Annotated in this window: 17 protein-coding genes and 3 pseudogenes; 12 read left to right on the forward strand and 8 right to left on the reverse strand. The window is 70.2% G+C overall.

Annotated features, from left to right (window positions below; translation table 11 throughout):
• Window positions 1–82: 82 nt before the first annotated feature.
• Entirely contained in the window at window positions 83–619 is a 537-nt protein-coding gene (locus ACH492_RS31635; RefSeq protein ID WP_398991513.1) for a hypothetical protein, read from the reverse strand.
• A gap of 250 nt (window positions 620–869) precedes the next feature.
• On the opposite strand from ACH492_RS31635, the gene fmt reads away from it, so the two are divergent.
• Entirely contained in the window at window positions 870–1,814 is a 945-nt protein-coding gene (gene fmt, locus ACH492_RS31640) for a methionyl-tRNA formyltransferase (protein ID WP_398991515.1), read from the forward strand.
• Window positions 1,815–1,934: 120 nt separating this feature from the next.
• On the forward strand, window positions 1,935–3,368 hold the full coding sequence (locus tag ACH492_RS31645; protein WP_398991516.1) for an RsmB/NOP family class I SAM-dependent RNA methyltransferase: 1,434 nt from the start codon (window positions 1,935–1,937) through the stop codon (window positions 3,366–3,368).
• A gap of 166 nt (window positions 3,369–3,534) precedes the next feature.
• On the opposite strand, the gene ACH492_RS31650 is transcribed toward ACH492_RS31645, so the two are convergent.
• The gene (locus ACH492_RS31650; RefSeq protein ID WP_398991518.1) at window positions 3,535–4,056 is read right to left on the reverse strand and encodes an HAD domain-containing protein; all 522 of its coding nucleotides are present in this window, start codon (window positions 4,054–4,056) and stop codon (window positions 3,535–3,537) included.
• A 99-nt stretch (window positions 4,057–4,155) separates the two neighbouring features.
• Between ACH492_RS31650 and ACH492_RS31655 the strand changes: the two are divergent.
• Together ACH492_RS31655 and ACH492_RS31660 are read left to right on the forward strand one after the other, a co-directional pair.
• Window positions 4,156–5,292: pseudogene (locus tag ACH492_RS31655) on the forward strand (LLM class flavin-dependent oxidoreductase); the annotation flags it as partial.
• A 41-nt stretch (window positions 5,293–5,333) separates the two neighbouring features.
• Window positions 5,334–5,432 (forward strand): annotated as a pseudogene (locus tag ACH492_RS31660) (IS5/IS1182 family transposase); the annotation flags it as partial.
• A 42-nt stretch (window positions 5,433–5,474) separates the two neighbouring features.
• Here the strand turns inward: ACH492_RS31660 and ACH492_RS31665 are convergent.
• The 4 genes and pseudogenes from ACH492_RS31665 to ACH492_RS31680 form a co-directional block, all read right to left on the reverse strand.
• Window positions 5,475–5,885 (reverse strand): VOC family protein, encoded by a 411-nt coding sequence (locus ACH492_RS31665; protein ID WP_398991520.1) that lies wholly within the window; start codon window positions 5,883–5,885, stop codon window positions 5,475–5,477.
• A gap of 81 nt (window positions 5,886–5,966) precedes the next feature.
• A complete protein-coding gene (locus ACH492_RS31670) occupies window positions 5,967–6,359 on the reverse strand; it encodes a helix-turn-helix domain-containing protein (RefSeq protein ID WP_398991521.1) in 393 nt (130 codons plus the stop codon).
• Between the two features lie 239 nt (window positions 6,360–6,598).
• The gene (locus ACH492_RS31675; RefSeq protein WP_398991523.1) at window positions 6,599–7,825 is read right to left on the reverse strand and encodes a branched-chain amino acid ABC transporter substrate-binding protein; all 1,227 of its coding nucleotides are present in this window, start codon (window positions 7,823–7,825) and stop codon (window positions 6,599–6,601) included.
• Window positions 7,826–8,178: 353 nt separating this feature from the next.
• Window positions 8,179–10,375 (reverse strand): annotated as a pseudogene (locus tag ACH492_RS31680) (MMPL family transporter).
• A 136-nt stretch (window positions 10,376–10,511) separates the two neighbouring features.
• Here ACH492_RS31680 and rpe point away from each other — a divergent pair.
• The 4 genes from rpe to ACH492_RS31700 all read left to right on the forward strand — a co-directional run bounded on the left by rpe (window position 10,512) and on the right by ACH492_RS31700 (window position 14,984).
• Window positions 10,512–11,198 carry a ribulose-phosphate 3-epimerase gene (gene rpe / locus ACH492_RS31685; RefSeq protein WP_398991525.1) on the forward strand — a complete coding sequence of 229 codons (687 nt, stop codon included), beginning with the start codon at window positions 10,512–10,514 and terminating at the stop codon, window positions 11,196–11,198.
• A 75-nt stretch (window positions 11,199–11,273) separates the two neighbouring features.
• Window positions 11,274–12,308: a sugar-binding transcriptional regulator gene (locus ACH492_RS31690; RefSeq protein ID WP_398991527.1), complete on the forward strand. Its 1,035-nt coding sequence runs from the start codon at window positions 11,274–11,276 to the stop codon at window positions 12,306–12,308.
• Between the two features lie 218 nt (window positions 12,309–12,526).
• Entirely contained in the window at window positions 12,527–13,969 is a 1,443-nt protein-coding gene (locus ACH492_RS31695; protein ID WP_398991529.1) for a GuaB1 family IMP dehydrogenase-related protein, read from the forward strand.
• 199 nt (window positions 13,970–14,168) lie between these two features.
• Window positions 14,169–14,984, forward strand: a complete 816-nt coding sequence (locus ACH492_RS31700; protein ID WP_398991531.1) for an RNA polymerase sigma factor SigF — start codon at window positions 14,169–14,171, stop codon at window positions 14,982–14,984.
• A gap of 85 nt (window positions 14,985–15,069) precedes the next feature.
• On the opposite strand, the gene ACH492_RS31705 is transcribed toward ACH492_RS31700, so the two are convergent.
• Together ACH492_RS31705 and ACH492_RS31710 are read right to left on the reverse strand one after the other, a co-directional pair.
• Window positions 15,070–15,468 carry an ATP-binding protein gene (locus ACH492_RS31705; RefSeq protein WP_398991533.1) on the reverse strand — a complete coding sequence of 133 codons (399 nt, stop codon included), beginning with the start codon at window positions 15,466–15,468 and terminating at the stop codon, window positions 15,070–15,072.
• A 47-nt stretch (window positions 15,469–15,515) separates the two neighbouring features.
• The gene (locus ACH492_RS31710; RefSeq protein ID WP_398991535.1) at window positions 15,516–16,553 is read right to left on the reverse strand and encodes a GDSL-type esterase/lipase family protein; all 1,038 of its coding nucleotides are present in this window, start codon (window positions 16,551–16,553) and stop codon (window positions 15,516–15,518) included.
• Window positions 16,554–16,703: 150 nt separating this feature from the next.
• Here ACH492_RS31710 and ACH492_RS31715 point away from each other — a divergent pair, with 150 nt between their 5' ends.
• From ACH492_RS31715 to ACH492_RS31730, 4 genes are all read left to right on the forward strand, one after another.
• Complete coding sequence (locus tag ACH492_RS31715) at window positions 16,704–19,109, forward strand: nitrate- and nitrite sensing domain-containing protein (protein ID WP_398991537.1); 2,406 nt, start codon at window positions 16,704–16,706, stop codon at window positions 19,107–19,109.
• Complete coding sequence (locus tag ACH492_RS31720) at window positions 19,102–19,554, forward strand: roadblock/LC7 domain-containing protein (RefSeq protein ID WP_398991539.1); 453 nt, start codon at window positions 19,102–19,104, stop codon at window positions 19,552–19,554. The genes ACH492_RS31715 and ACH492_RS31720 overlap by 8 nt, the downstream gene beginning before the upstream one ends.
• Window positions 19,555–19,557: 3 nt before the next feature.
• Window positions 19,558–19,926, forward strand: coding sequence for a DUF742 domain-containing protein (locus ACH492_RS31725; protein WP_398991541.1), 369 nt, complete (start codon window positions 19,558–19,560; stop codon window positions 19,924–19,926).
• Window positions 19,927–20,173: 247 nt separating this feature from the next.
• Complete coding sequence (locus tag ACH492_RS31730; protein WP_398991543.1) at window positions 20,174–21,640, forward strand: amino acid permease; 1,467 nt, start codon at window positions 20,174–20,176, stop codon at window positions 21,638–21,640.
• Window positions 21,641–21,650: the final 10 nt, after the last annotated feature.

The following is a 21,650-nucleotide window of genomic DNA, read 5'->3' on the forward strand; positions in this document are numbered from 1 at the left end:
CGCACGTTGCGCTGTCGCCCCGCCCCCCCGTACAGCGGACGACTGCCCCCACCCGTCAAGGGCAGGGGCAGCCAGGGGCAGGTCAGCCGTTGCGCGGGCCGGGGAAGGCGCTCGGGCGGGCTTCCTCGCGGAGGGATTGGGCGGTGACCGCCGGCTGCGGCGGCATCGCGCGGGCGGCGGGGACGGCCGGCAGGCCCGAGCCCATCGGCACGGTGCGGGTCGGTGCCGGGTCCGCGGCATGGTCCATGTCCGCCGGGCCCGTCTGCTGCGTGGCCCGTCGCGCGCCGTAACGGCGGTGGACCGCCTGCTTGGTCACCCCGAGCGCCGAGCCCACCGCGTCCCACGAGAAGCCCAGCGAGCGGTCGAAGTCCACCGCCGCGGTCACCAGTGTCTCGACGCTGTCCCGCAGCTCCTGCGCAAGACGGACGGTCGGGGCCGGGGCCCTGCCGTAGACGACGAAGCCCGTGGACGGGCCGGATCGGCGCGGGCGGTAGACATTTCCCAGCTGGGCGGTGAGCGTGCGCAATGCGTCCACCTGCCGGCGGACCCGCTCGATGTCCCGCACCAACAGATGCAGGCTTGCTCGGGCTTGAGCGTCGTGGGTTGCGTGGTCGGCCATTGACAAGCCTCTCGAACCGGCGTTGAAAAGGGGTCGGGCCGCATCCGGGGCGGCCCGTTTCGGTCAATCTCTCTTGACCAACGCTCTACCTGGCGATGTGGTCACGCTTCGGGGGCGTATGCACATATGCGCGGGGCGCACGGTCCTCCGTACGCCCCCTGACCCCGGGCCCATAGACTGGTGCGCTGCTCGTCACCGTACGCACCACCAGCTATCTGCACATACCAGCCTGAGAGGCAGTCAGCCACCGATGAAGCTCGTCTTCGCAGGCACCCCCGAGGTCGCCGTACCCTCCCTGGACGCACTGATCGCCTCCGACCGGCATGAAGTCGCCGCCGTCGTCACCCGGCCCGACGCACCCGCCGGACGCGGCCGCCACCTGGTGGCCAGCCCGGTCGCCCAGCGCGCCGAGGAAGCCGGGATCGAGGTGCTCAAGCCGGCCAAGCCGCGGGACGAGGACTTTCTGTCGCGGCTGCGCGAGATCGCGCCCGACTGCTGCCCGGTCGTCGCCTACGGCGCGCTGCTGCCCAAGGTGGCCCTGGACGTGCCCCGGCACGGCTGGGTCAATCTGCACTTCTCGCTGCTGCCAGCCTGGCGCGGCGCCGCACCGGTCCAGCACGCCATCCTCGCCGGGGACGAGATGACGGGCGCCGCGACCTTCCAGATCGAGGAAGGCCTCGACTCAGGTCCGGTGTACGGCGTGATCACCGAGCATGTACGGCCCACCGACACCAGCGGTGACCTGCTCACCCGGCTTGCCTTCGCCGGCTCCGGACTGCTTGTCGCGACCATGGACGGTATCGAGGACGGCACCCTGAAGGCCGTGCCGCAGCCGGCCGAGGGCGTCTCGCTCGCGCCGAAGATCACCGTTGAGGACGCGCATGTGGACTGGAAGGCTCCGGCACTCCGCGTCGACCGCGTCGTCCGCGGCTGCACCCCCGCGCCGGGCGCGTGGACGGTCTTCCGAGGGGAACGGCTCAAGCTGATCCAGGCGGCGCTGCTGCCCGACCGTACGGGCCTCGCGCCCGGCGAGCTCTCCGTCGGAAAGAACAACGTCTACGTCGGAACCGGATCGCACGCCGTCGAGCTGCTCTGGGTCCAGCCGCAGGGCAAGAAGCCGATGCGCGCCGCCGACTGGGCGCGCGGGGTGCGCATCGCCCCGGGCGAGCGGGTGGGCGGCACGGACGTAGGCTGAGAGGGTTCGACCCTTTCACTGAGGTTCACCTCGCGATACCGGGCCGGCCGGCCCCGCGGGCCTGCCCTCCGGCCGGGTCCGGGGGTGTCCCCGGGAAGACACAGCAACAGCGGAGCACCTTTGAACGAGCAGGCACGTCGCCGTCCCCCCAAGCCGTACCGCCGCCCCAAGAAGGATCCCGTGCGGATCCTGGCCTTCGAGGCGCTGCGGGCCGTCGACGAGAGGGACGCGTACGCCAATCTCGTACTGCCGCCCCTGCTGAAGAAGGCCCGCGAGAAGGACGACTTCGACGGCCGCGACGCGGCGCTCGCCACCGAGCTGGTGTACGGGACGCTGCGCCGCCAGGGCACGTACGACGCGATCATCGCGACGTGCATCGACCGGCCGCTGCGCGAGGTCGACCCGCCGGTGCTCGATGTGCTGGCGCTCGGTGCGCACCAGTTGCTCGGGACGCGGATCCCGTCCCACGCCGCGGTGTCGGCGAGCGTGGAGCTGGCGCGGGTGGTGCTCGGCGACGGGCGGGCGAAGTTCGTCAACGCCGTCCTGCGCAAGATCGCGCAGGACGACCTGGACGCCTGGCTGGAGCGGGTCGCTCCGCCGTACGACGAGGACGCCGAGGACCATCTGGCCGTCGTGCACTCGCATCCGCGGTGGGTTGTCTCCGCGCTGTGGGACTCGCTGGGCGGCGGGCGCGCCGGGATCGAGGACCTGCTGGAGGCCGACAACGAGCGGCCCGAGGTGACGCTCGTCGCCCGGCCGGGCCGCTCCACGGCCGCTGAACTGCTCGATGCGGTGGGCGAGGAGTCCGGGCTGCCCGGGCGCTGGTCGCCGTATGCCGTGCGGCTGGCCGAGGGCGGCGAGCCCGGCGCCATCGAAGCCGTACGGGAGGGGCGGGCCGGCGTCCAGGACGAGGGCAGTCAGCTCGTCGCGATCGCGCTGGCCGACGCGCCGCTGGACGGCCCCGACGAGCGGTGGCTCGACGGCTGCGCAGGCCCCGGCGGCAAGGCCGCGCTGCTGGCCGCGCTCGCCGCGGGCCGGGGCGCGTCCCTGCTGGCCTCCGAGAAGCAGCCGCACCGCGCCCGGCTGGTCGAGCGGGCGCTGGCGGGCAACCCCGGCCCGTACCAGGTCATCGCCGCGGACGGCACGCGTCCGCCGTGGCGGCCGGGTTCCTTCGACCGTGTGCTCGTCGATGTCCCGTGCTCGGGCCTCGGCGCGCTACGACGGCGTCCGGAGGCCCGCTGGCGGCGGCGTCCCGAGGACCTGGAAGGCTTCGCGCCGCTCCAACGCGCGTTGCTGCGCGAGGCGTTGACGGCCGTACGGATCGGGGGAGTGGTCGGCTACGCGACCTGCTCGCCGCATCTCGCCGAGACCCGGGTGGTCGTCGAGGACGTGCTGAAGGGACGCGGCGGCCCGGCCGCCGAGGCCGAGTGGGTGGACGCGAGGCCTCTGATGCCGGGCGTGCCTGCGCTGGGCGACGGTCCCGATGTACAGCTGTGGCCGCATCTGCACGGCACGGACGCGATGTATCTGGCACTGCTGCGTCGTACGGCCTGAGGCGGCGGTCCCCGCGGCGGTCCGGCACGCCACTGACAGCAGATCGTCAAGGCTGTCTCGGCACGGCCCGCGCGCGGGTATCCGGTTCCACCCCTCCCGGGCGCGGGAGCGTCGGTCTCGCCTCACGCCCTCGGGCCAGAGCACGCGGACCGGCTCCGGACCGTGGCTAGCGCGCTCGCAGCCACTCGTCGAGAGCGGCGAAGTCCGTGTCTGTGAGGCCTTGGCGGGGGTCGACTCGATGAAGAAGGGCCCGTTCTTGGTGGTGTGCGGCTATCCAGGCCCGATCGGCTTCGGAGATCTCATCGTCGACCCAGGCGAATGAGCGTCCGTCTGCCCAGCCGAGGAGAGCGCGGGTCTTCCAATGGAGACCGCCCCGCTCATCCTCGTCGGACGACTCCGGCCAGATCACCACGGGCAGCTCCGGCAGGCCGATCCGCGGGGCGATGCACTCGTTCGCGTCGGACATCCATGTCGTGGCCCACACCAGATCGCACGGCAGCGCCGCCAATCGAGGCCCGTGCTCGGGATTGATCCTGGCCAGCAGCGGATTCGCGACGGCCCCCCATCGCTCGCCGCTCGTCTGATACGTCGGATACCCGTCCGGATGCTGTTTCGGCGTCGCCCCGAACGGAATCAGTGGTCCGTCGACATCGAGGAAGAGTAGTGGACGCTGCGCAGAACCGGTCACGGTTGCACGATAGTCGGTACACACGCGCCGCGACCGGTCGATGCCCTCCCCGCGGGTGTGGCACCACGACGTCGGAGACCGTCGGGCACCAGCGCGAACATGGCGGCGGTGATGTTGCAGCAGACCTCGCGGCTCGTTCCCCTCGTAGCCGTCCAGCCTTACGCCACACCGCCGTTCTCCGCGGCAAAGGCGATCCACAGCCTCACGGAACTGTACGGCCGCCGTCTCGACCTCAACCTGATTATTGGCTCGTCCAAGGGGGAGCTGGACCAGGTGGGCGACACCACTCCCCACGACGACCGCTACGACCGTGCTCGCGAGTACCTGAGCGTGGTCAACCGACTGCTGCGCTCCAGCGAGCCCTTGGACCATGAGGGCCGCTACTACCGGTATCGCAGACTGCAGATCTTCTCCCGCGTCGACGGCGCGTACCTTCCACGAGTCCTTGTCGCCGGCTCCTCAGCCAGCGGCCGGGGCGTCGCGCTCCAGGTGGGTGGCGTCTCGGTGACCCATCCCGAACCGGTGGACATGTTCACCAAGGACTTCACCGAGTGCAGCGACCGGGGCCTTGAACTCGGCGTCAGATTCGGGTTGTTGGCCTGGCCTACGGATGAGGAGGCGTGGGACTCCGCACGGTCCCTGTATCCCGGGGACAGAGCGGCGTACATCGAGACGGGTCTCAGACGGAACTCCGAGTCCGACTGGAGCCGGCGGATGGCCGTCCTGGCCACGGACGGTGACCTTTACGACGGCGTCTACTGGACCGGCCTCTACCGCAGCGCCAAGGCCGCGGCGCCGCTGCTGGTGGGCAGCTACGAAAGAGTCGCCGAGTACCTCGCGCGCTATCTGGCCCCTCGGAATCAGGACCATCCTGCTCTCCCAGGTCCATACCGAGAACGACTTCCGGCATGCCCATCGCGTTCTCTCAATGCTGCGGCATACACCGTCAGCGGTAGTGGCGCAACAATGAGGATGACGCGCGCCGACAGCACCGCTTCATCGTCCTTCACAACCTTCCAGGAGGCCATGTCCCGACTCGTCTCAGGCGTCGCCGTAGTGACGACGGCGACGGACACCGGTGAACCCTGTGGACTGCTGGTCACCTCACTGTCCTCCTACAGCGCAGCTCCTCCTTCGCTGACTGTGAACATCGGACGGTCCTCCCGCTCCTCCCCCTCATTCACCGCATGCCGGAAGTTCGCGGTGCACATCATGTCGAAGGATCGGCTGGAACTTGCCAGAACGTTCGCCGACAGGTCGACGGACAAGTTCAGCTCCTGCCGCAGAACGTCGGACAGGGCGGGCGTTGGAGGGATCACCGTTCGGTCGTCAACGGCATTCTCTTCCGCCGGCGGACCGGCATCCCGTGGCGAGACCCGATGCGGCTCCGGCTCCGCTCGTAACCCGTCGGACAGTCCTCAGGCCTTCGGCTGGGTGAAGCGGATGCTGTTGCCGAAGGGGTCGCGCAGGCCGCAGTCGGTTCCGTACGGACGATCGGTGGGTTCCTGGGTGAACTCCACGCCCCGGCCCAGCAGCGTCTCGTACGTCTTGCGGCAGTCGTCCGTGCTGAAGATGAGATGGCCACCCATCACGCCCTTGGTCACCAGCTCGCGGACCTGCTGCGCCGTCTCCTCGGACATCGCCGGACCGCCCGGCTTCTCCAGCAGGATCTGGCGCTCCGGGCGGCCGGGAACGCTCACGGTCAGCCAGCGCATGAAGCCCAGGTCGACGTCGGCGTTGACCTCCAGGCCAAGCTTGCCGACGTAGAAGTCGAGGGCCTCGTCCTGGTCGAGGACGTAGATCTGCGAGTGCGTGATTGCGGTGAACATGTGCATCACGCTACCGGGCAAGCCGGACGAAAACTTATCCGAAACTGCTCAGACGACGGACGGTACGGGCAGTGCGGACGGTCAGGCGCTCGGCCGCGTCCACGCCATCGTGAAGCACGTCGGTACGCCCGTGGCCACCGCCTCCTTGCGGTACGTCCTCGGTGACCGGCCGACGATGTCGCGGAACGTACGGCTGAAGGTTCCCGGACTGCCGAAGCCGACCTCGAAGCAGATGTCCGTCACACTGCGGTCGGTCTCCCGCAGCAGGAACATCGCCCGCTCGACACGGCGGCGCTGCAGGTAGCGGTGCGGCGTCTCGCCGAACGTGGCCCGGAAGGTACGCGTGAAGTGCGCCTGCGACACATGGGCGACCCGGGCCAGCGCCGGGACGTCCAGCGGCTGCGCGTAGCCGCGGTCCATCGCATCCCGTGCCCGGAGCATGCGGCGGTTGGACTCTTCAGCAGCGCGGCCCACGGCGCCATCACACCACGGTTCTCCGCCTCCGTGACAGATCCGGTGACCTATCCGCTCCGCCCCTCCCAGCGCAAGGCGATGCACCACGACGGCCCGCGCCCACGCCCGGATCGCCCCCAGCCGCCGGCACCCCGTGGCTCGGACGCCCAGTGGCAAGGACAGAGCAGCGACGGGGCCGGGCTGCTCCCTCCGTACAGAAGGGAGCAGCCCGGCCCTCGTACCGCCGTGCGACCCGTCGGTCAGCCTCCGAACGTGCCGGTGGTCTCCGCCCGCCAGGCACCGCCCGTGACCTTGTAGACGGTGAGCTGCTTGTTGGTGGCGTCCCCGTATTCGTCGAAGGAGACCTTGCCCATGACGCCGTCGAAGGAGACCTTCTGCACGGCCTCGGTGACCTTGGCGCGGGCGTCGGAGGGCAGCTTGCCGTCCTTTGCCACCGCCTTCACCGCCTGGATGATCGCCCAGGCCGAGTCATAGGAGAAGCCACCGTAGGCTCCGTACGCCTCCTTGTACCCGGCCGCCTTGTAGTCCGCGATGAACTTCTTGGCGGAGGGCAGGTCCTCGACGGGCGCGCCGACGGACGTGGCCATATCGCCGTCGCCGCGGGCGCCGGTGAGCTTGAGGTACTCGTCGCTGTAGATCGCGTCGCCGCCGATGAGCGGGATCGCGGCGCCCGACTTCTTGACCTGCGCGCTGAGCGGGCCGGCTACCGGGTACTCACCGCCGTAGTAGACGACGTCCGCCCCCGAGCTCTTGATCTTGGTGGCCACGGAGCCGAAGTCCTTGGTCTCCGGGTTGACGTGCTCGGTGCCGACGACCGCGCCGCCGAGCTTCTTGAAGTGGGCGGAGAAGGTCGCGGCCAGGCCGGCGCCGTAGGTCTTCTTGTCGTCGACGACGAAGACCTTCTTCTTCTTGGCCGTGTTGTACAGGTACTCGGCGGCGAACGGGCCCTGGATGGCGTCCGTGGTCGCGGTCCGGAAGTACGTCTTGAACGGCCGGGCCTTCTCGCCCGTGTTCCACTTGTCGCCCTGGGTGAGGGCGGGGTTGGTGTTCACCGAGACCTCGGGAACCTGGGCGGCGTCGAAGACCTTCTGCATGGACTGGGCCACGGAGGAGTTCAGCGGGCCCACGACTCCGAGGACGCTCTTGTCGGCGACGAGCTTGGTGGCGTTCTGCTGGCCGGAGGAGGGCTGTGCCTGGTCGTCGAGAGCCTCGATCTTGAAGGTGACGCCCGGCACTTCCTTGTTCTTGTTGGCCTGGTTGATGGCGAGGTCGACCGAGTTCTTCATGCCGAGGCCGAGAGCGGACAGCTCCCCGGTCAACGGCGCGTCGAAACCGATGGTGACGACTGTGGAGCCGCCGCCGGAGGCGTCGTCGGCCTTGCCTGCGTCACGGGAGCCGCACGCCGTGAGCGAGAGTGCTCCGGCGGCGAGCGCGGCGGTGACAGCTATGAGAGAACGGTTGCGCACGATCGGTCCTTTCCCCTTCGAGGCGCCGACCGCGTTGTCAGGGCCGAAGATCGGTCCGCTGGCGCGGCGGCTGGCGTGACTCTAGATGGCGTCCACCGAAGCGAGCAGAGGGGACGAGCCGATGTGATTCTCTTGTTATGGCGCTGCTCAGGCGGAGGACTTCCCTTCATCAGGCCTCTTCCGCGGTCACCATGCGGCGGTGGAGCGTGTCAGTGGACGCCGGGCGGGCGCGGGCTGCGCGGTCAGCCTTGGGACGGGACAGCGGAGACGCGAACCCAAATGTGAGGCGCGCGGTGTGAGGTGCGCGGCTCACTCCGCGTACATCTTGAGGCGCTCATCTCGAGGCGCGCGGCTCAGCCGTCCGCCGGCGTGCCGCCCCTCATGTCGCCCGCCGCAGGCGCCCGCTCCGGCGGGGCGCCCTGCTGCTGCGGCCCGTCCTCGCGGGCCAGCCTGCTCGGCCACCACACCTTCGGTCCCACGTCCAGGAACAGCGCCGTCACCAGCACGGACCGTACGACAAAGGTGTCGAGCAGCACGCCGAGCGCCACCGCGAAGCCGATCTCCGCGAAGGCGACCATGGGCAGTGTGCCGAGTGCCGCGAACGTGCCCGCGAGGACCAGGCCCGCCGAGGTGATGACCGCGCCGGTCGCCGCCAGGCCGGTCAGCACGCCCGCTCTGGTGCCCTGGCGGCCGGCCTCCTCGCGGATCCGGGTGGACAGGAAGATGTTGTAGTCGATGCCCAGCGCCACCAGAAAGACGAAGACGAAGAGCGGGAAGTCCGTCGTCTCGCCCGCGTAGTCGAAGAGGTACCGGAACGCGAGCGCGCTCAGGCCAAGGGCCGCCGCGAAGGACAGCACGACGGTGCCGATCAGCAGTAGCGGGGCGATCACGGACCGCAGCAGCACTGTGAGCACCAGCAGCACCATCGCCAGTACCAGCGGGATGATCAGGTAGTTGTCGTGGGTGGTCGCGGCGTCCATGTCGAGCAGAGCGGCCGTGCCGCCGCCCACTCGCGCGTCGGCGTCCGGAACCGCGTGCACCGCATCCCGTACACGCTCGACCGTCTCCTTGGCGGCCGCGCTGTCCGCGGGATCCGTCATGGTCGCCTCGATCAGCACTCGGCCGTCGTGCACCGGTTTGGTGCCGGGCGGAACGGCGATGGACCGCGGCACCACACCACGGGTCGCCGCGACGGTCTCGCCGACCTGCCGGGCCTGCTCCGCATTGCTGACGATCACAAGCGGATCCCCGCTGCCCGCCGGGAAGTACCGGCTCTGGACCTCCTGCCCGACGATCGAATCGGGCTTCTCGGTGAAGGAGTCGGCGTTGCTGATGCCCTCGGCCCGCAGCTGCATCAGGCCGAGGGAGACGGCGGCGAGGACGATCGCGGTGGCGGCCCAGATCGCGCGCGGGCGGCGGGCGATGCGCCCTCCCGTACGGGCCCAGAAGCCACGCACGGTCGGCTCGGGTGAGCCGAAGTGCGGGACGGCGGGCCAGAAGATCCAGCGCCCGAAGATCACCAGCAGCGCGGGGAACAGCGTCAGCATGGCCAGCAGGGCGACCGCGACGCCGATGGCGGCGACGGGTCCGAGCCCGCTGGTGGAGTTCATCTCCGCGGCCAGCAGGACCAGCATGCCCAGCACCACGGTGGCGCCGCTGGCCAGCACCGCGGGGCCCGCACGGTGCAGCGCCAGGGCCATCGCCTCGTGCCGCTCCTCGTGGCGGCGCAGCTCCTCGCGGTAGCGGGCGACCAGCAAGAGGGCATAGTCCGTCCCCGCGCCGAAGACGAGGACCGTCAAGATGCCCGCGCTCTGCCCGTTGACCGTGAGATCGGCGTGCTCGGCCAGCAGATAGATCAGCGCCTGCGCGGCGGCAAGCGCGCCGACCACCGAGATCACCGGGACCATCAGCAGGGTGGGACTGCGGTAGGTGAACAGCAGCATCACGATCACGACACCGAGCGCCGAGAGCAGCAGAGTGGAGTCGATGCCTTCGAAGGCCTTGTAGACGTCGGCCGAGGTGCCGCCGGGCCCGGTGATGTGCACCGCGAGGCCTGCCTTGCCGGTGCCGGTCTCGTCGCGGATGGAGTCGACGGCGGGCGCGATCCGCTCCCAGCCCTCCTCGTCCATCGTGATCGGTACGAAGACCTGGGCGGCCCGCGGGTTGTCGGGACGGTCCGGCACCGGACCGCGGACTTCATCGCCGCGCACCCCGTGCTCCCGCAGCTCCTTGATGGTCGCGATGTCGTCGGCGATGAGCTTTTGATCGGCCGCGGTCAGGCCGCTCCCGCGTGCGTACACGACGATCGCCGGGATGACCTCAGGCCTGAACCCCTCGGATTCCTGCAGGACTTGAGTGGACTCCGCGCTGCCGGGCAGCCAGGACGAGGCGTCGTTGTCCTGGGCGTCGGTGAGCCTCTGTGCCAGGGGGGAAGGCGAGCACCATCACCGCCAGCCACAGCACCACCACAACCCACTTGCTGCGCCGCCCGCAGACCAGATGGGCGACGCGTTGCCTTGGTGGTGGCTGAAGCTCCTGTGCGTCCGGCATGACGCCCCCCAATAGCCCCTCGCGACGGGCCGAATCGCCAGGATTGCACGGACTGTACTGATCCCGGGAGCCCTTGGTCCGTACCGAGAGACAGACCGGGGAGGGGAAGAGCCCCGGAACGTGGCAGGCTTGGCACATGGCCGTTCAGATCAATCCAAGTATTCTTTCCGCCGACTTCTCCCGCCTGGCGGAGGAGGCCAGGGCAGTCGAGGGCGCCGACTGGCTCCATGTCGACGTGATGGACAACCACTTCGTGCCCAACCTCACCCTGGGCGTGCCGATCGTGGAATCCCTCAGCCGCGCGACGGACACCCCGCTGGACTGCCATCTGATGATCGATGACCCCGATCGCTGGGCCCCGCAGTACGTCGAAGCGGGGGCCGGATCCGTCACCTTCCATGTCGAGGCCGCGGCCGCGCCCGTACGGCTGGCGCGCGAGATCCGGTCCAAGGGCGCCCGTGCCTCGATGGCGCTCAAGCCCGCCACCGCGATCGAGCCGTACGAGGACCTGCTCCCCGAGCTCGACATGCTGCTGATCATGACCGTGGAGCCGGGCTTCGGCGGCCAGGCCTTCCTCGACATCATGCTGCCGAAGATCCGCCGTACCCGGGAGCTCATCGCCAAGCACGGTCTGGAGCTGTGGCTGCAGGTCGACGGCGGCGTCTCGGATTCCACGATCGAGCGGTGCGCCGAGGCCGGCGCGGATGTGTTCGTCGCCGGCTCGGCGGTCTACGGCGCCCAGAACCCGGCACAGGCGGTGCGTGCGTTGCGTACGAAGGCGCAGCAGACCCTGGCCTCGGCGGCCTGGGCGTGCGACCACTGAGCCACAAGCAAGTGAACTCAGCCCATCAGGGCAGATCAAGAACCGCCGGATCTGACAGGATGACGGATCCGGAGTGTGTACAGCAGTGAGGAGATCGCGGTGTCGACGGGCCGGTCAGCCATGCGGATGGGACCCGCGGAGCTGGTGCAGGCGGCGGCCATGGCCCGCCGCTTCTACCTCGAGGGCAAATCCAAGATCCAGATCGCGGAGGAGTTCGGCGTCAGCCGCTTCAAGGTCGCGCGGGTCCTGGAGACGGCGCTCGAGCGTGATCTCGTACGGATCGAGATCCGCGTACCCGCGGAACTGGACGCCGAGCGCTCCGACGCGCTCCGCGCACGCTACGGACTGCGGCACGCGGTCGTTGTCGAATCCCCCGCGGAGGGTGCCGACGAGTCGCCCGACCCGGAGAACCTCGGCGAAGTGGCCGCCGATCTGCTCGGCGAGCTCGTGAACGAGGGCGATGTGCTGGGGCTGGCCTGGGGCCGGTCCACCATCCACATGGCCGCCGCGCTCGACCGGCTGCCGCCGTGCACGGTCGTGCAGCTCACCGGCGTGTACGACGCGGGGACCGCCGAGCGCGGCTCGGTCGAGGCGGTCCGGCGCGCCGCCCAGGTCTCCGGCGGCGAGGCCCACCCCATCTACGCCCCGATGCTGCTGCCCGACCCGGCGACCGCCGCGGCGCTGCGCAGCCAGACCGGCATCGCCCGCGCCTTCGAGTACTTCGACAAGGTCACCGTCGCGGCCGTCTCCATCGGCTCCTGGGAGCCGGGCATCTCGACCGTGCACGACATGCTCACCGACGAGGAGCGCGCGCACTACGCCTCGCTCGGCGTCGCCGCCGAGATGTCGGCGCACCTCTTCGACGCGGAGGGCCGACGGGTCGGCCGTGACCTGGGCGAGCGGTGCATCACGGTCGAGGCGGACCGGCTGCGCCGTATCCCGGAGGTGGTGGCGATCGCGGGCGGCCAGCGCAAGGCTGAGGCGATCGGGGCCGTACTGCGCTCCGGGCTTGTGACCAGCCTGGTGACGGACACGGCGGCGGCGGACCAGCTGCTGAAGGCCCCGCCGGGACAGCGACCGGCGCTGGACCGGTCAGACCCGGACGACTGAGCGAGGACGCGGGCGGCCGAGTCGGCGCGGGCCGTCAGCAGACGTTGTGGGCGGGGGCGCCGGGCGGATCATTTTGGAGGATCTGCTCGACGGCACCCCCGTGAGCTGGAGTTTTCTCCCGGCATCGCATTCTCGTCGCCATGGGACAATGAAGTACGTGCGATTTCCCCGGCTGAAATGCCCGGGGGCCAACTCCGATCGACTGGGATGTTCTGCACGTGCGTTTCCTCAATGACCTGAAGCCGCCGTACGACCTGACGTACGACGACGTATTCATGGTGCCGAGCCGCTCGGCCGTCGGCTCCCGTCAGGGCGTGGACCTCTCCTCGCGCGACGGCTCCGGCACCACCATCCCGCTGGTCGTCGCGAACATGACCGCCATCGCGGGACGCCGGATGGCCGAGACGCTCGCCCGCCGCGGTGGCCTCGTCGTCATCCCCCAGGACATCCCGATCGAGGTCGTCACCGACGTCATCTCCTGGGTCAAGACGCGCCACCTCGTCCTCGACACCCCGATCGTGCTCGCCCCCGGTCAGACCGTCGCCGACGCGCTGTCCCTGCTGCCGAAGCGGGCGCACGACGCCGGTGTCGTCGTCGACGCGGACCACCGGCCCATCGGTGTCGTCACCGACGCCGACCTGTCCGGGGTCGACCGCTTCACCCAGCTGTCCGAGGTCATGTCCAGGGACCTGCTGCTGCTCGACGCGGACATCGACCCGCGCGACGCCTTCAACAAGCTCGACCACGCCAACCGCCGGTACGCCCCCGCCGTGGACAAGGACGGCCGGCTCGCCGGCATCCTCACCCGCAAGGGCGCCCTGCGCGCGACCCTCTACGCCCCCGCCGTCGACGCCGATGGCCGGCTGCGCATCGCCGCCGCCGTCGGCATCAACGGCAATGTGGCGGGCAAGGCCAAGCAGCTCCTCGACGCGGGCGTCGACACCCTGGTCGTCGACACCGCGCACGGTCACCAGGAGTCGATGATCAGCGCGATCAAGGCGGTCCGCGGGCTCGACCCGCAGGTGCCGATCGTCGCGGGCAACATCGTGGCCGCCGAGGGCGTGCGCGATCTCGTCGAAGCCGGCGCGGACATCATCAAGGTCGGTGTGGGCCCAGGCGCCATGTGCACCACCCGCATGATGACCGGCGTGGGCCGGCCGCAGTTCTCGGCCGTGCTGGAGTGCGCCGCCGAGGCGAAGAAGTTCGGCAAGCACGTCTGGGCCGACGGCGGTATCCGCCACCCGCGCGACGTCGCCATGGCACTCGCCGCCGGCGCCTCGAACGTCATGGTCGGCTCCTGGTTCGCCGGGACCTACGAGTCCCCGGGCGACCTCCAGCAGACCGCCGACGGGCGTCTGTACAAGGAGTCCTTCGGCATGGCCTCCGCGCGTGCCGTCCGTAACCGTACGAGCGAGGAGTCGGCGTACGACCGGGCCCGCAAGGCGCTGTTCGAAGAGGGCATCTCCACCTCGCGGATGTTCCTCGACCCGACCCGTCCCGGCGTCGAGGACCTGATCGACTCGATCATCGCGGGCGTACGCTCCGCCTGCACCTACGCGGGCGCGGGCTCCCTCGAGGAGTTCGCCGAGAAGGCGATCGTCGGCGTCCAGAGCGCCGCCGGTTACGCCGAGGGCAAGCCGCTGCACGCCAGCTGGAACTAGTACGAGCCATCAGCGTCCGGCCCCGCGATCCGCGGCGGCCGGACGCGGCCTTTCCCGTCAACTCCCCGCCGGGACAGGCATGTGTGGCGACAACCGGGGTATACGCGCCCTGCACTGACCACGAGCAGGGGAGGACAAAGTGTCCACGGCGAGCACGGTTACGACCGAACTCACACAGCCTGGAACACGGTGCCCGAACATGGCGGAACTGGACCTTCCGTATGTGCCCAATCCTGGGGAGGTGGCTCCCAGCGACGCACGCGAGATCTCGAAGGTCTTCTTCGTACGGCTCGCTTCGCTGGAAGAGGGAACGTACGAGCACCAGTACGTACGCAACACGCTCATCGAGCTGAACCTGGCGCTGGTCAGGTACGCGGCAGGCCGGTTCCGCAACCGGGCCGAGCAGATGGAGGACATCGTCCAGGTCGGCACCATCGGCCTCATCAAGGCGATCGACCGGTTCGAGCTGAGCCGCGAGGTGGAGTTCGCGACGTTCGCCGTTCCGTACATCATCGGTGAGATCAAGCGGTTCTTCCGTGACACCAGCTGGGCCGTGCATGTGCCGCGCAGGCTGCAGGAGTTGCGGATCGATCTGGCGAAGGCAACCGACGAGCTCTCCCAGGAACTGGACCGCGCGCCGAGCACGGCCGAACTCGCCGAACACCTCGGGCTCGACGAGGAAGAGATCATCGAGGGCGTCGTCGCCAGCAACGGCTATACGGCAGGCTCGATCGACATGCCGATGGACGACGCCTCCGACCACGCTCCGGTGCCGCTGTCCGACCGGCTGGGCGCGCCCGACGCCGACCTGGAGACCGCGGAGAACGTCCAGGCGCTCAAGCCGCTCATCGAGGAGCTCGACGACCGGGACAGGCGCATCCTGCGGATGCGCTTCGGCGAGGAGATGACCCAGTCGGAGATCGGCGCGGAGCTGGGCGTCTCGCAGATGCATGTGTCCCGGCTGCTGACGCGCATCACGTCGCGGCTGCGTGCGGGACTGCTCGCCGTGGAGTGACCTGACACGGAGCACCAGCCCAATCCCCCCACGGGAGAAGCGGCGTCCCGGCCGGCCGGGACGCCGCTTGTGGGTGTGTCCGGGGTCAGCAGGGGGATGGCGCTGCGACCGGCCGCATCCAGGTCGCCTGGACCCGCTTGCCGTACGGCAGCGGGCGGACCTCCACCCGTCCCGCGAGCTTCAGCACCATGTGCCAGCCGAATCCGCCGCCGCCGGTGAAGTCGGGCTCGCGCGGCACGGGAGGCAGCGGGCTGGAGTCGTCCATCTTCACCACCAGCGTGTCCTGCCCTGCCGTCAGATGCAGCTGCCACCAGCCCGCGGTGTGCCGGGCCGCGTTGGCGACCAGCTCGGAGACGACCAGCAGCACCGCGTCGAGGTCGGCCCAGGGGCAGTGCTGCAGCATGAATTCCGCGGCGGCCCGGCGGGCCCCCGCGCTGTCTCTGTGCGGCGACTGATCAATCACCACGTGCGGCTCTGCGTTCATCACGGCTCGCATACCCCACTTGTCGCCCTTCTATCAGCCAGTGCACATTACGTCTCGACCGACCGGGATGACGAGAGTGTCGTACGCAGCGCATCGGCGACCGCGGCCGCCAGTGCCGCATGGCCCTCGTCGTCGGGGTGCACGCCGTCGGCCAGCTGTCCGGGTCCGATCAGATCGCGTCCCGGCAGAAGCGCGAGCCGCGTGTCGCCGGGGCCCGGGCCGCGGCCGGAGTCGGAGCCGCCGTCCATGAGGTCGACGACGGCCTCCTCCATCGCCGTACGCAGCTCGGCGAGCGTGGCGCCGAGGCGGTTGGGGGTCTGCTCGGCGTCGGGGCGCAGCACGGGGGAGACCAGCAGCAGCGGGGTGTGCGGGTGCCCCTGGCGTACGAGCGCGATGAACGCGCGCGTCGTCTCGTACAGCAGCGGACCCGAAAAGGGGGTCCCCGTCCAGCAGTTGGTGCCGAAGGCGAGCGTGATCGCGTCGGCCGGGAGTGCCGCGAGCTGTTCTGCGGTGGCCAGTTCGCCGCGGGCAGCTCCGGCGTAGCCGAGGTTGACCGTGTCCAGGCCGAGGACACGCCCGGCGACGGCGGGCCAGGAGTGGGCCGGGCGGGTGGACCACCAGCCCTCGGTGATGGAGTCGCCGTGGACGAGCCAGCGCGGCTGCCGCGGGGCGGGCGCGACGGACCCGCCGACGGCCCGCAGCCCCAGGATCACGGGGCACTGGGCTTCGGGCGGATGGATGGTGAACGGCCCCTCGGCGCCTGCCGGGAGGCGGAGGGTGACAATCGCCTCCTCGGCGGGTCCGGCGATCGTCTCGGAGACACGGCTGCCGCTCTGCCACAGGGCGAAGCAGTGGGCGATCTCCCGCAGCGCGTCGGTCGGACCCGGCACTGAGGCGCGGTAGCGGATCTCGACCGCCTGAGCGCCCTCGGCCGTGAACTCCAGCCGTACGCCGATGGGCAGCGCCGCGCGCTCGCCGGCGTCCCACGGCAGCCTGGCCAGATCCGCCGGGTCGGCGCGCACCGCCCGCCCGTCGTCCAGCCATGCCACCCCGCGCAGAAAGGGGCTGGGATCGAGCCAGGTCACGCGAACCTCCGCGGGTCGGGGTGCTGTTCAGTCACCGCTGCTCAGTTACCTGCAGGAACATTGCGTTGTCCATGCCACGTCGCGTAGCTTGACTGCCCCTACCGGTGGGTAACCACCGGTAGTCAGTTGTCCTATTGCTCTGGGGAGACCATGCGTCGGCGACTGCGCCGCCCCACGATCCGTGGCCGGATCGTGACCCTGACGGTCATACCCGTCATCGCTCTGATGGTGCTGTGGACTTTCGCCATGGTGTCGGTGACCGGAGACCTACGGGCCCTGATCCGCGTGCAGGGTGTGTATGAGAGTTTCGGCACGCCGGTCGACACCGCCGTCGGCCAGATCCAGATCGAGCGCCGGATCTCCGCCGAGTATCTGGGAGCGGGACGGCAGGACACCCCGGCCGCCGTCGCCGCGCTCACCCAGCAGCAGCGTTCGACCGACCGGGCCGTGCGCGCCATGCGGGACGCGATCGCGAACCAGGAGCGGCGCGAGGATCTCTCCGCCCGGCAGCGGCAGTCCCTCGACGCGATGAACGGTGCCGTCGACGGGCTCGAGAAACTGCGCGAGAGGGTGCTGGCCCGGGCGATCTCCTGGGACGGCGCGGTCGGCGCGTACACCGCCATGGTCGAGCCGACCTTCGACGTACAGTCCACGCTCACCGCCCTGCAGGCCGGTCAGCTGGCCCGTGAGGCGCAGGTCGTCGTCGAGCTGGTGCGCGTAAGGGAGTTCGTCTCGCGGGAGGACGCGCTGGTCGCCGGGGCGCGCGCCGCGGGGAATCTCACCGACAGCCAGTACGACACGCTGACCGCCACCATCGAGGACCGGCGGGTCTTCCACCGTACGTATGTCCCCGACCTCCCGGACGACTCCCGGCGGCTGTTCACCGGCTTCGAGCGGAGCGAGGAGTACCGGGCGCTGACCGCGGGGGAGGACGCGCTGCTGCGGGCGGGTGCGGCGGACGCGGGCGAGGCCATGGCGGCCGACTCCTGGCGGACCACGACGGACCGCGCGGTCAAGCGGTACATGCTGCTGTGCACCGATGCGGCGCTCAACACCGCCGACCGCGGCCGGGCCTTCGCCTACGGCGAGATGATCAAGGCCGCGGTCGTCGGAGTGCTCGGGCTGATCGCGGTCGGCCTGTCGATCTTGTTCTCGGTGGCCAGTGGCCGGCGCATCTCGCGCCGACTGGAGGAACTGCGCGACGCCGCCGATGTGCTGGCCACCCGTCAGCTGCCCGAGGTGATGGAACGGCTCGGCGCGGGCGAGGAGGTCGACGCGGCCGCGGCCGCCCCGCCGCTCGACTTCGGCGACGAGGCCAGAGGGCTCGACGAGATCGGCCAGGTCGGCCAGGCGCTCAACACCGCCCGTCTGGCGGCCGTCGAGGCCGCCGTCAAACAGGCGACCCTGCGCCGGGGCGTCTTCTCCGTCCTGCTCAACATCGCCCGGCGCAACCAGGCGCTGGTCCACCGACAGTCGAAACTGGTCGACACCCTGGAACGGCGTACGAGCGATCCGGACACACTGGAGGACCTGTTCCGGATCGACCATCTGACGACCCGGATGCGGCGTCACGCGGAAGGGCTCATCATCCTCTCCGGTGCCACGCCCGGCCGCCGTTGGCGCAAGCCGGTGCCCGTGGCCGACATCGTGTCCGCGGCGGTCGGTGAGATCGAGGACTACACCCGGGTCGTGGTGCCGCCGATGCCCGCGGTGGGCATCGGCGCGGAGGCGGTGGCCGACGTGGTGCACCTGGTCGCCGAACTGGTCGAGAACGCGGCCGTGTTCTCCCCGCCGCACACCCAGGTCACCATGCGGACCGGGCATGCCCGCAACGGTTTCGTGCTGGAGATCGACGACCGCGGGCTCGGCATGGACGCGGACGAACTGGCGCTGGCGCACCGGACGCTGGCGCACCCGCGGGACTTCGACCCGGCGCAGGACGAGCGTCTCGGCCTGTACGTCGTCGGCAGGCTCGCCGAGCGGCACGGCATCGGGGTGACCCTCACCAGGTCGCCGTACGGCGGCACCACGGCTGTGGTGCTTGTGCCGCACACGATCCTCGCCCCCGTCGAGCCGGCCGACCGGCCGAGTGGCTCGGAAGCGGAGGAGAAGCCCGCTCCGGTGCGGGCGCTGCCCTCGCGCCGGGCGCTGGAGTCCGTCCCTCCGGTGCACGACCGCGCCCCGGAGGACCCCGCCGCCGCACCCGCCGAGGCAGACCCGCCTCCCGCCCAGGCCGAGCCGTCAGCCGAGGACGCGCCTCCCGCCCAGGCCGAGCCTCCTGCCGAGGACGCGCCTCCTGCCGAGGACGCGCCTCCGGCCTACGCGCTGCCCACTCGCGTACGCCAGGCCTCACTCGCCGCCCCCCTCCGCGAGGCGCGCCCCACCACGGCCGAGGGCCCGGAGCGCGACGTCTCCCCGGAAGAGATGCGCTCGATCTTCGGAGCTTTCCAACGAGGCCTCGACCGCGGCCGCAAGGGCGATGCCGTCGGCCCTGCGTCCCCGAGCGCGGCGCCGCGCGCCCGCACGACAGATGAAGGGACGGACGACGATGGCTGACGAAAACACCGGCGACGAGAGCGTCGGGGATCAGAGCGTCGGCGATCAGTCGGGCCTCGGCTGGCTGCTGGACGATCTGCTGGACAGGACCGACCACGTGCGCCAGGCGGTGTTGCTGACGGCCGACGGCCTGGTCAGCAGCGCGTCCCGGGGCATGGTCAGGAGGGACATCGAGCATCTCTCCGCGGTCTGCGCGGGCTTTCACAGCCTCGCCAGGGAAGCGGGCGACCGCTTCGAGGCCGGGAAGGTACGGCAGACCATGGTCATGCTCGACAACGCGTTCCTCTTCATCACCCCGGCCGGCGACGGCAGCAGGCTCGCGGTGTTCTCCGACATCGAGACCGACGTCGGACAGCTGGCCCATGAAATGGCGCTGCTGGTCAGGCGAGTGGGCCGGCACATGGCCGTTCCCACCCGCTCGGCCGCCGAGGCCACCGACGCCTGACCCGTGAGCGACCACTGGTACGAGGACGAGACCGGTCCCCTGGTACGGCCGTACACCGTCACCCGGGGCCGGACCCGTCCCGCCTCCGAGCACACCATCGACCTGATGTCACAGGTCACGGCCATCGACCCGGTGGGTCCCGAGCCGCGGCTCGACCATGCCCGCAGCTCGCTGCTCGACCTGGTACGCCGCGAGCCGCGCCCGGTCGCCGAGATCGCCGCCGACGCGGACCTGCCGCTGACCGTCGTACGCGTCCTGCTCGTCGATCTGGTCGAAGCCGGACTCGTCCGCGTCTCCCAACCGGTCACCCACGAGGGCATGAACGACCCCGCGCTGCTGCGCGAAATCGTGGAGCGCCTGCGGGAGCTGTGATGTTGTCGTTCACTCGGGCGCAATGTTTCCCCGTGATGCCCGTCATCGCGCAATGAACGTCCGCTGATGCGCAACAACGCTGCATTACGGGCGTGAGCTGCGGACTCGTAGGCTCAGGCCCCATACCAGGAGTGGCGTTGATCGCCTGCTCGGCGGTCCCTTCCCTCATGCGCGGGCTCATCCGTCATGCCCCGCGGACCGCCGCCGATCACACGTCGCCGAACCGCAGCCACGAAGGAGCCCCGCAGTGCTGGACCACGGCGAAGCCCCACCCACGACCGACCCATCGCGCGCCGAGAACCTCGGTCTCGGCACCCGGCTGATGCGGCGCAAGCCCGTCGAGCGCCTGGTGGCCGAGGGCGGCCAGGGCGAGGGCGGCACGCTCCGCCGCTCGCTCTCCATGTGGCAGCTGACCATGATCAGCATCGGTGCGACGCTCGGCACCGGCATCTTCGTGGTGCTCGGTGAGGCCACGCCGCTGGCCGGCCCGGCCGTCGCGATCTCGTTCGTCATCGCCGGTCTGACCGCGCTGTTCTCGGCGCTCTCCTACGCCGAGCTGGCCGGCTCCATCCCGGTCTCCGGCTCTTCGTATTCGTACTCGTACGCCACCATGGGCGAGATCGTCGCCTGGATCTGCGGCTGGTGTCTGATCCTGGAGTACGGCGTCTCGGTCGCGGCCGTGGCCGTCGGCTGGGGCGAATATCTCAACGAACTGCTCGACGGCACGCTCGGCATCACCATCCCCGAGTCGGTGTCCGCGCCGCTCGGCGAGGGCGGCTTCATCAACCTCCCCGCCCTGGTCGTCATCCTGCTCGCCATGGTGTTCCTGATGCGCGGCGCCAAGGAGAGCGCCCGCGTCAACACGATCATGGTGGTCGTCAAGATCGTCACCCTGGTGATCTTCTGCGCGATCGGCTTCATGGGCATCAAGGCCGGCAACTACACCCCGCTCGTCCCGCTCGGCGTGACCGGCATCAGCGCCGCCGCGGCCACCCTGTTCTTCTCGTACATCGGCTTCGACGCCGCCTCCACGGCCGGTGAGGAGGCCACGAACCCCAAGCGTGACCTGCCGCGCGCGATCATGCTCTCGCTGCTCATCGTCACCGTGCTGTACTGCCTCGTCGCCCTGGTCGCCGTCGGCGCCATGCCGTGGCAGGACTTCGAGGGCACCGAGGCCGCCCTGGCGCAGATCATGAAGGACGTCACCGGCCACAGCTTCTGGGGCGTCGTCCTCGCCGCCGGTGCGGTCGTGGCCATCGCCAGTGTCGTCTTCGCCGTCCTCTACGGTCAGACCCGCATCCTGTTCGCCATGGCCCGCGACGGGCTGATCCCCAAGGTCTTCGCCAAGGTCGACGCCCGCACCGGGAGCCCACGCGCCAACACGCTGATCGTCTCGCTCTTCTGCGGTGTGCTCGCGGCGACCATCCCGCTCGGCGAGCTGGCCAATGCCACCAGCATCGGCACGCTCTTCGCATTCGCTCTGGTCAATGTCGCCGTCGTGATCCTCCGCTACACCCGGCCCGACATGTCGCGCACCTTCCGCGTGGCGCTGTTCCCGGTGACGCCGATCCTGGGCCTCCTGTTCTGCCTCTACATGATGTTCAGTCTTCCGGGCTCCACCTGGGCGGTCTTCGGAGCCTGGATGATCGCAGGCCTCGTGTTCTACTTCGGATACGGCATGCGCCGCTCCCGACTGGCCACGGCAGAGAAGTGATCCACCCGCA

This window comes from Streptomyces sp. NPDC019443 (assembly GCF_044389785.1).
Lineage (GTDB): Bacteria > Actinomycetota > Actinomycetes > Streptomycetales > Streptomycetaceae > Streptomyces.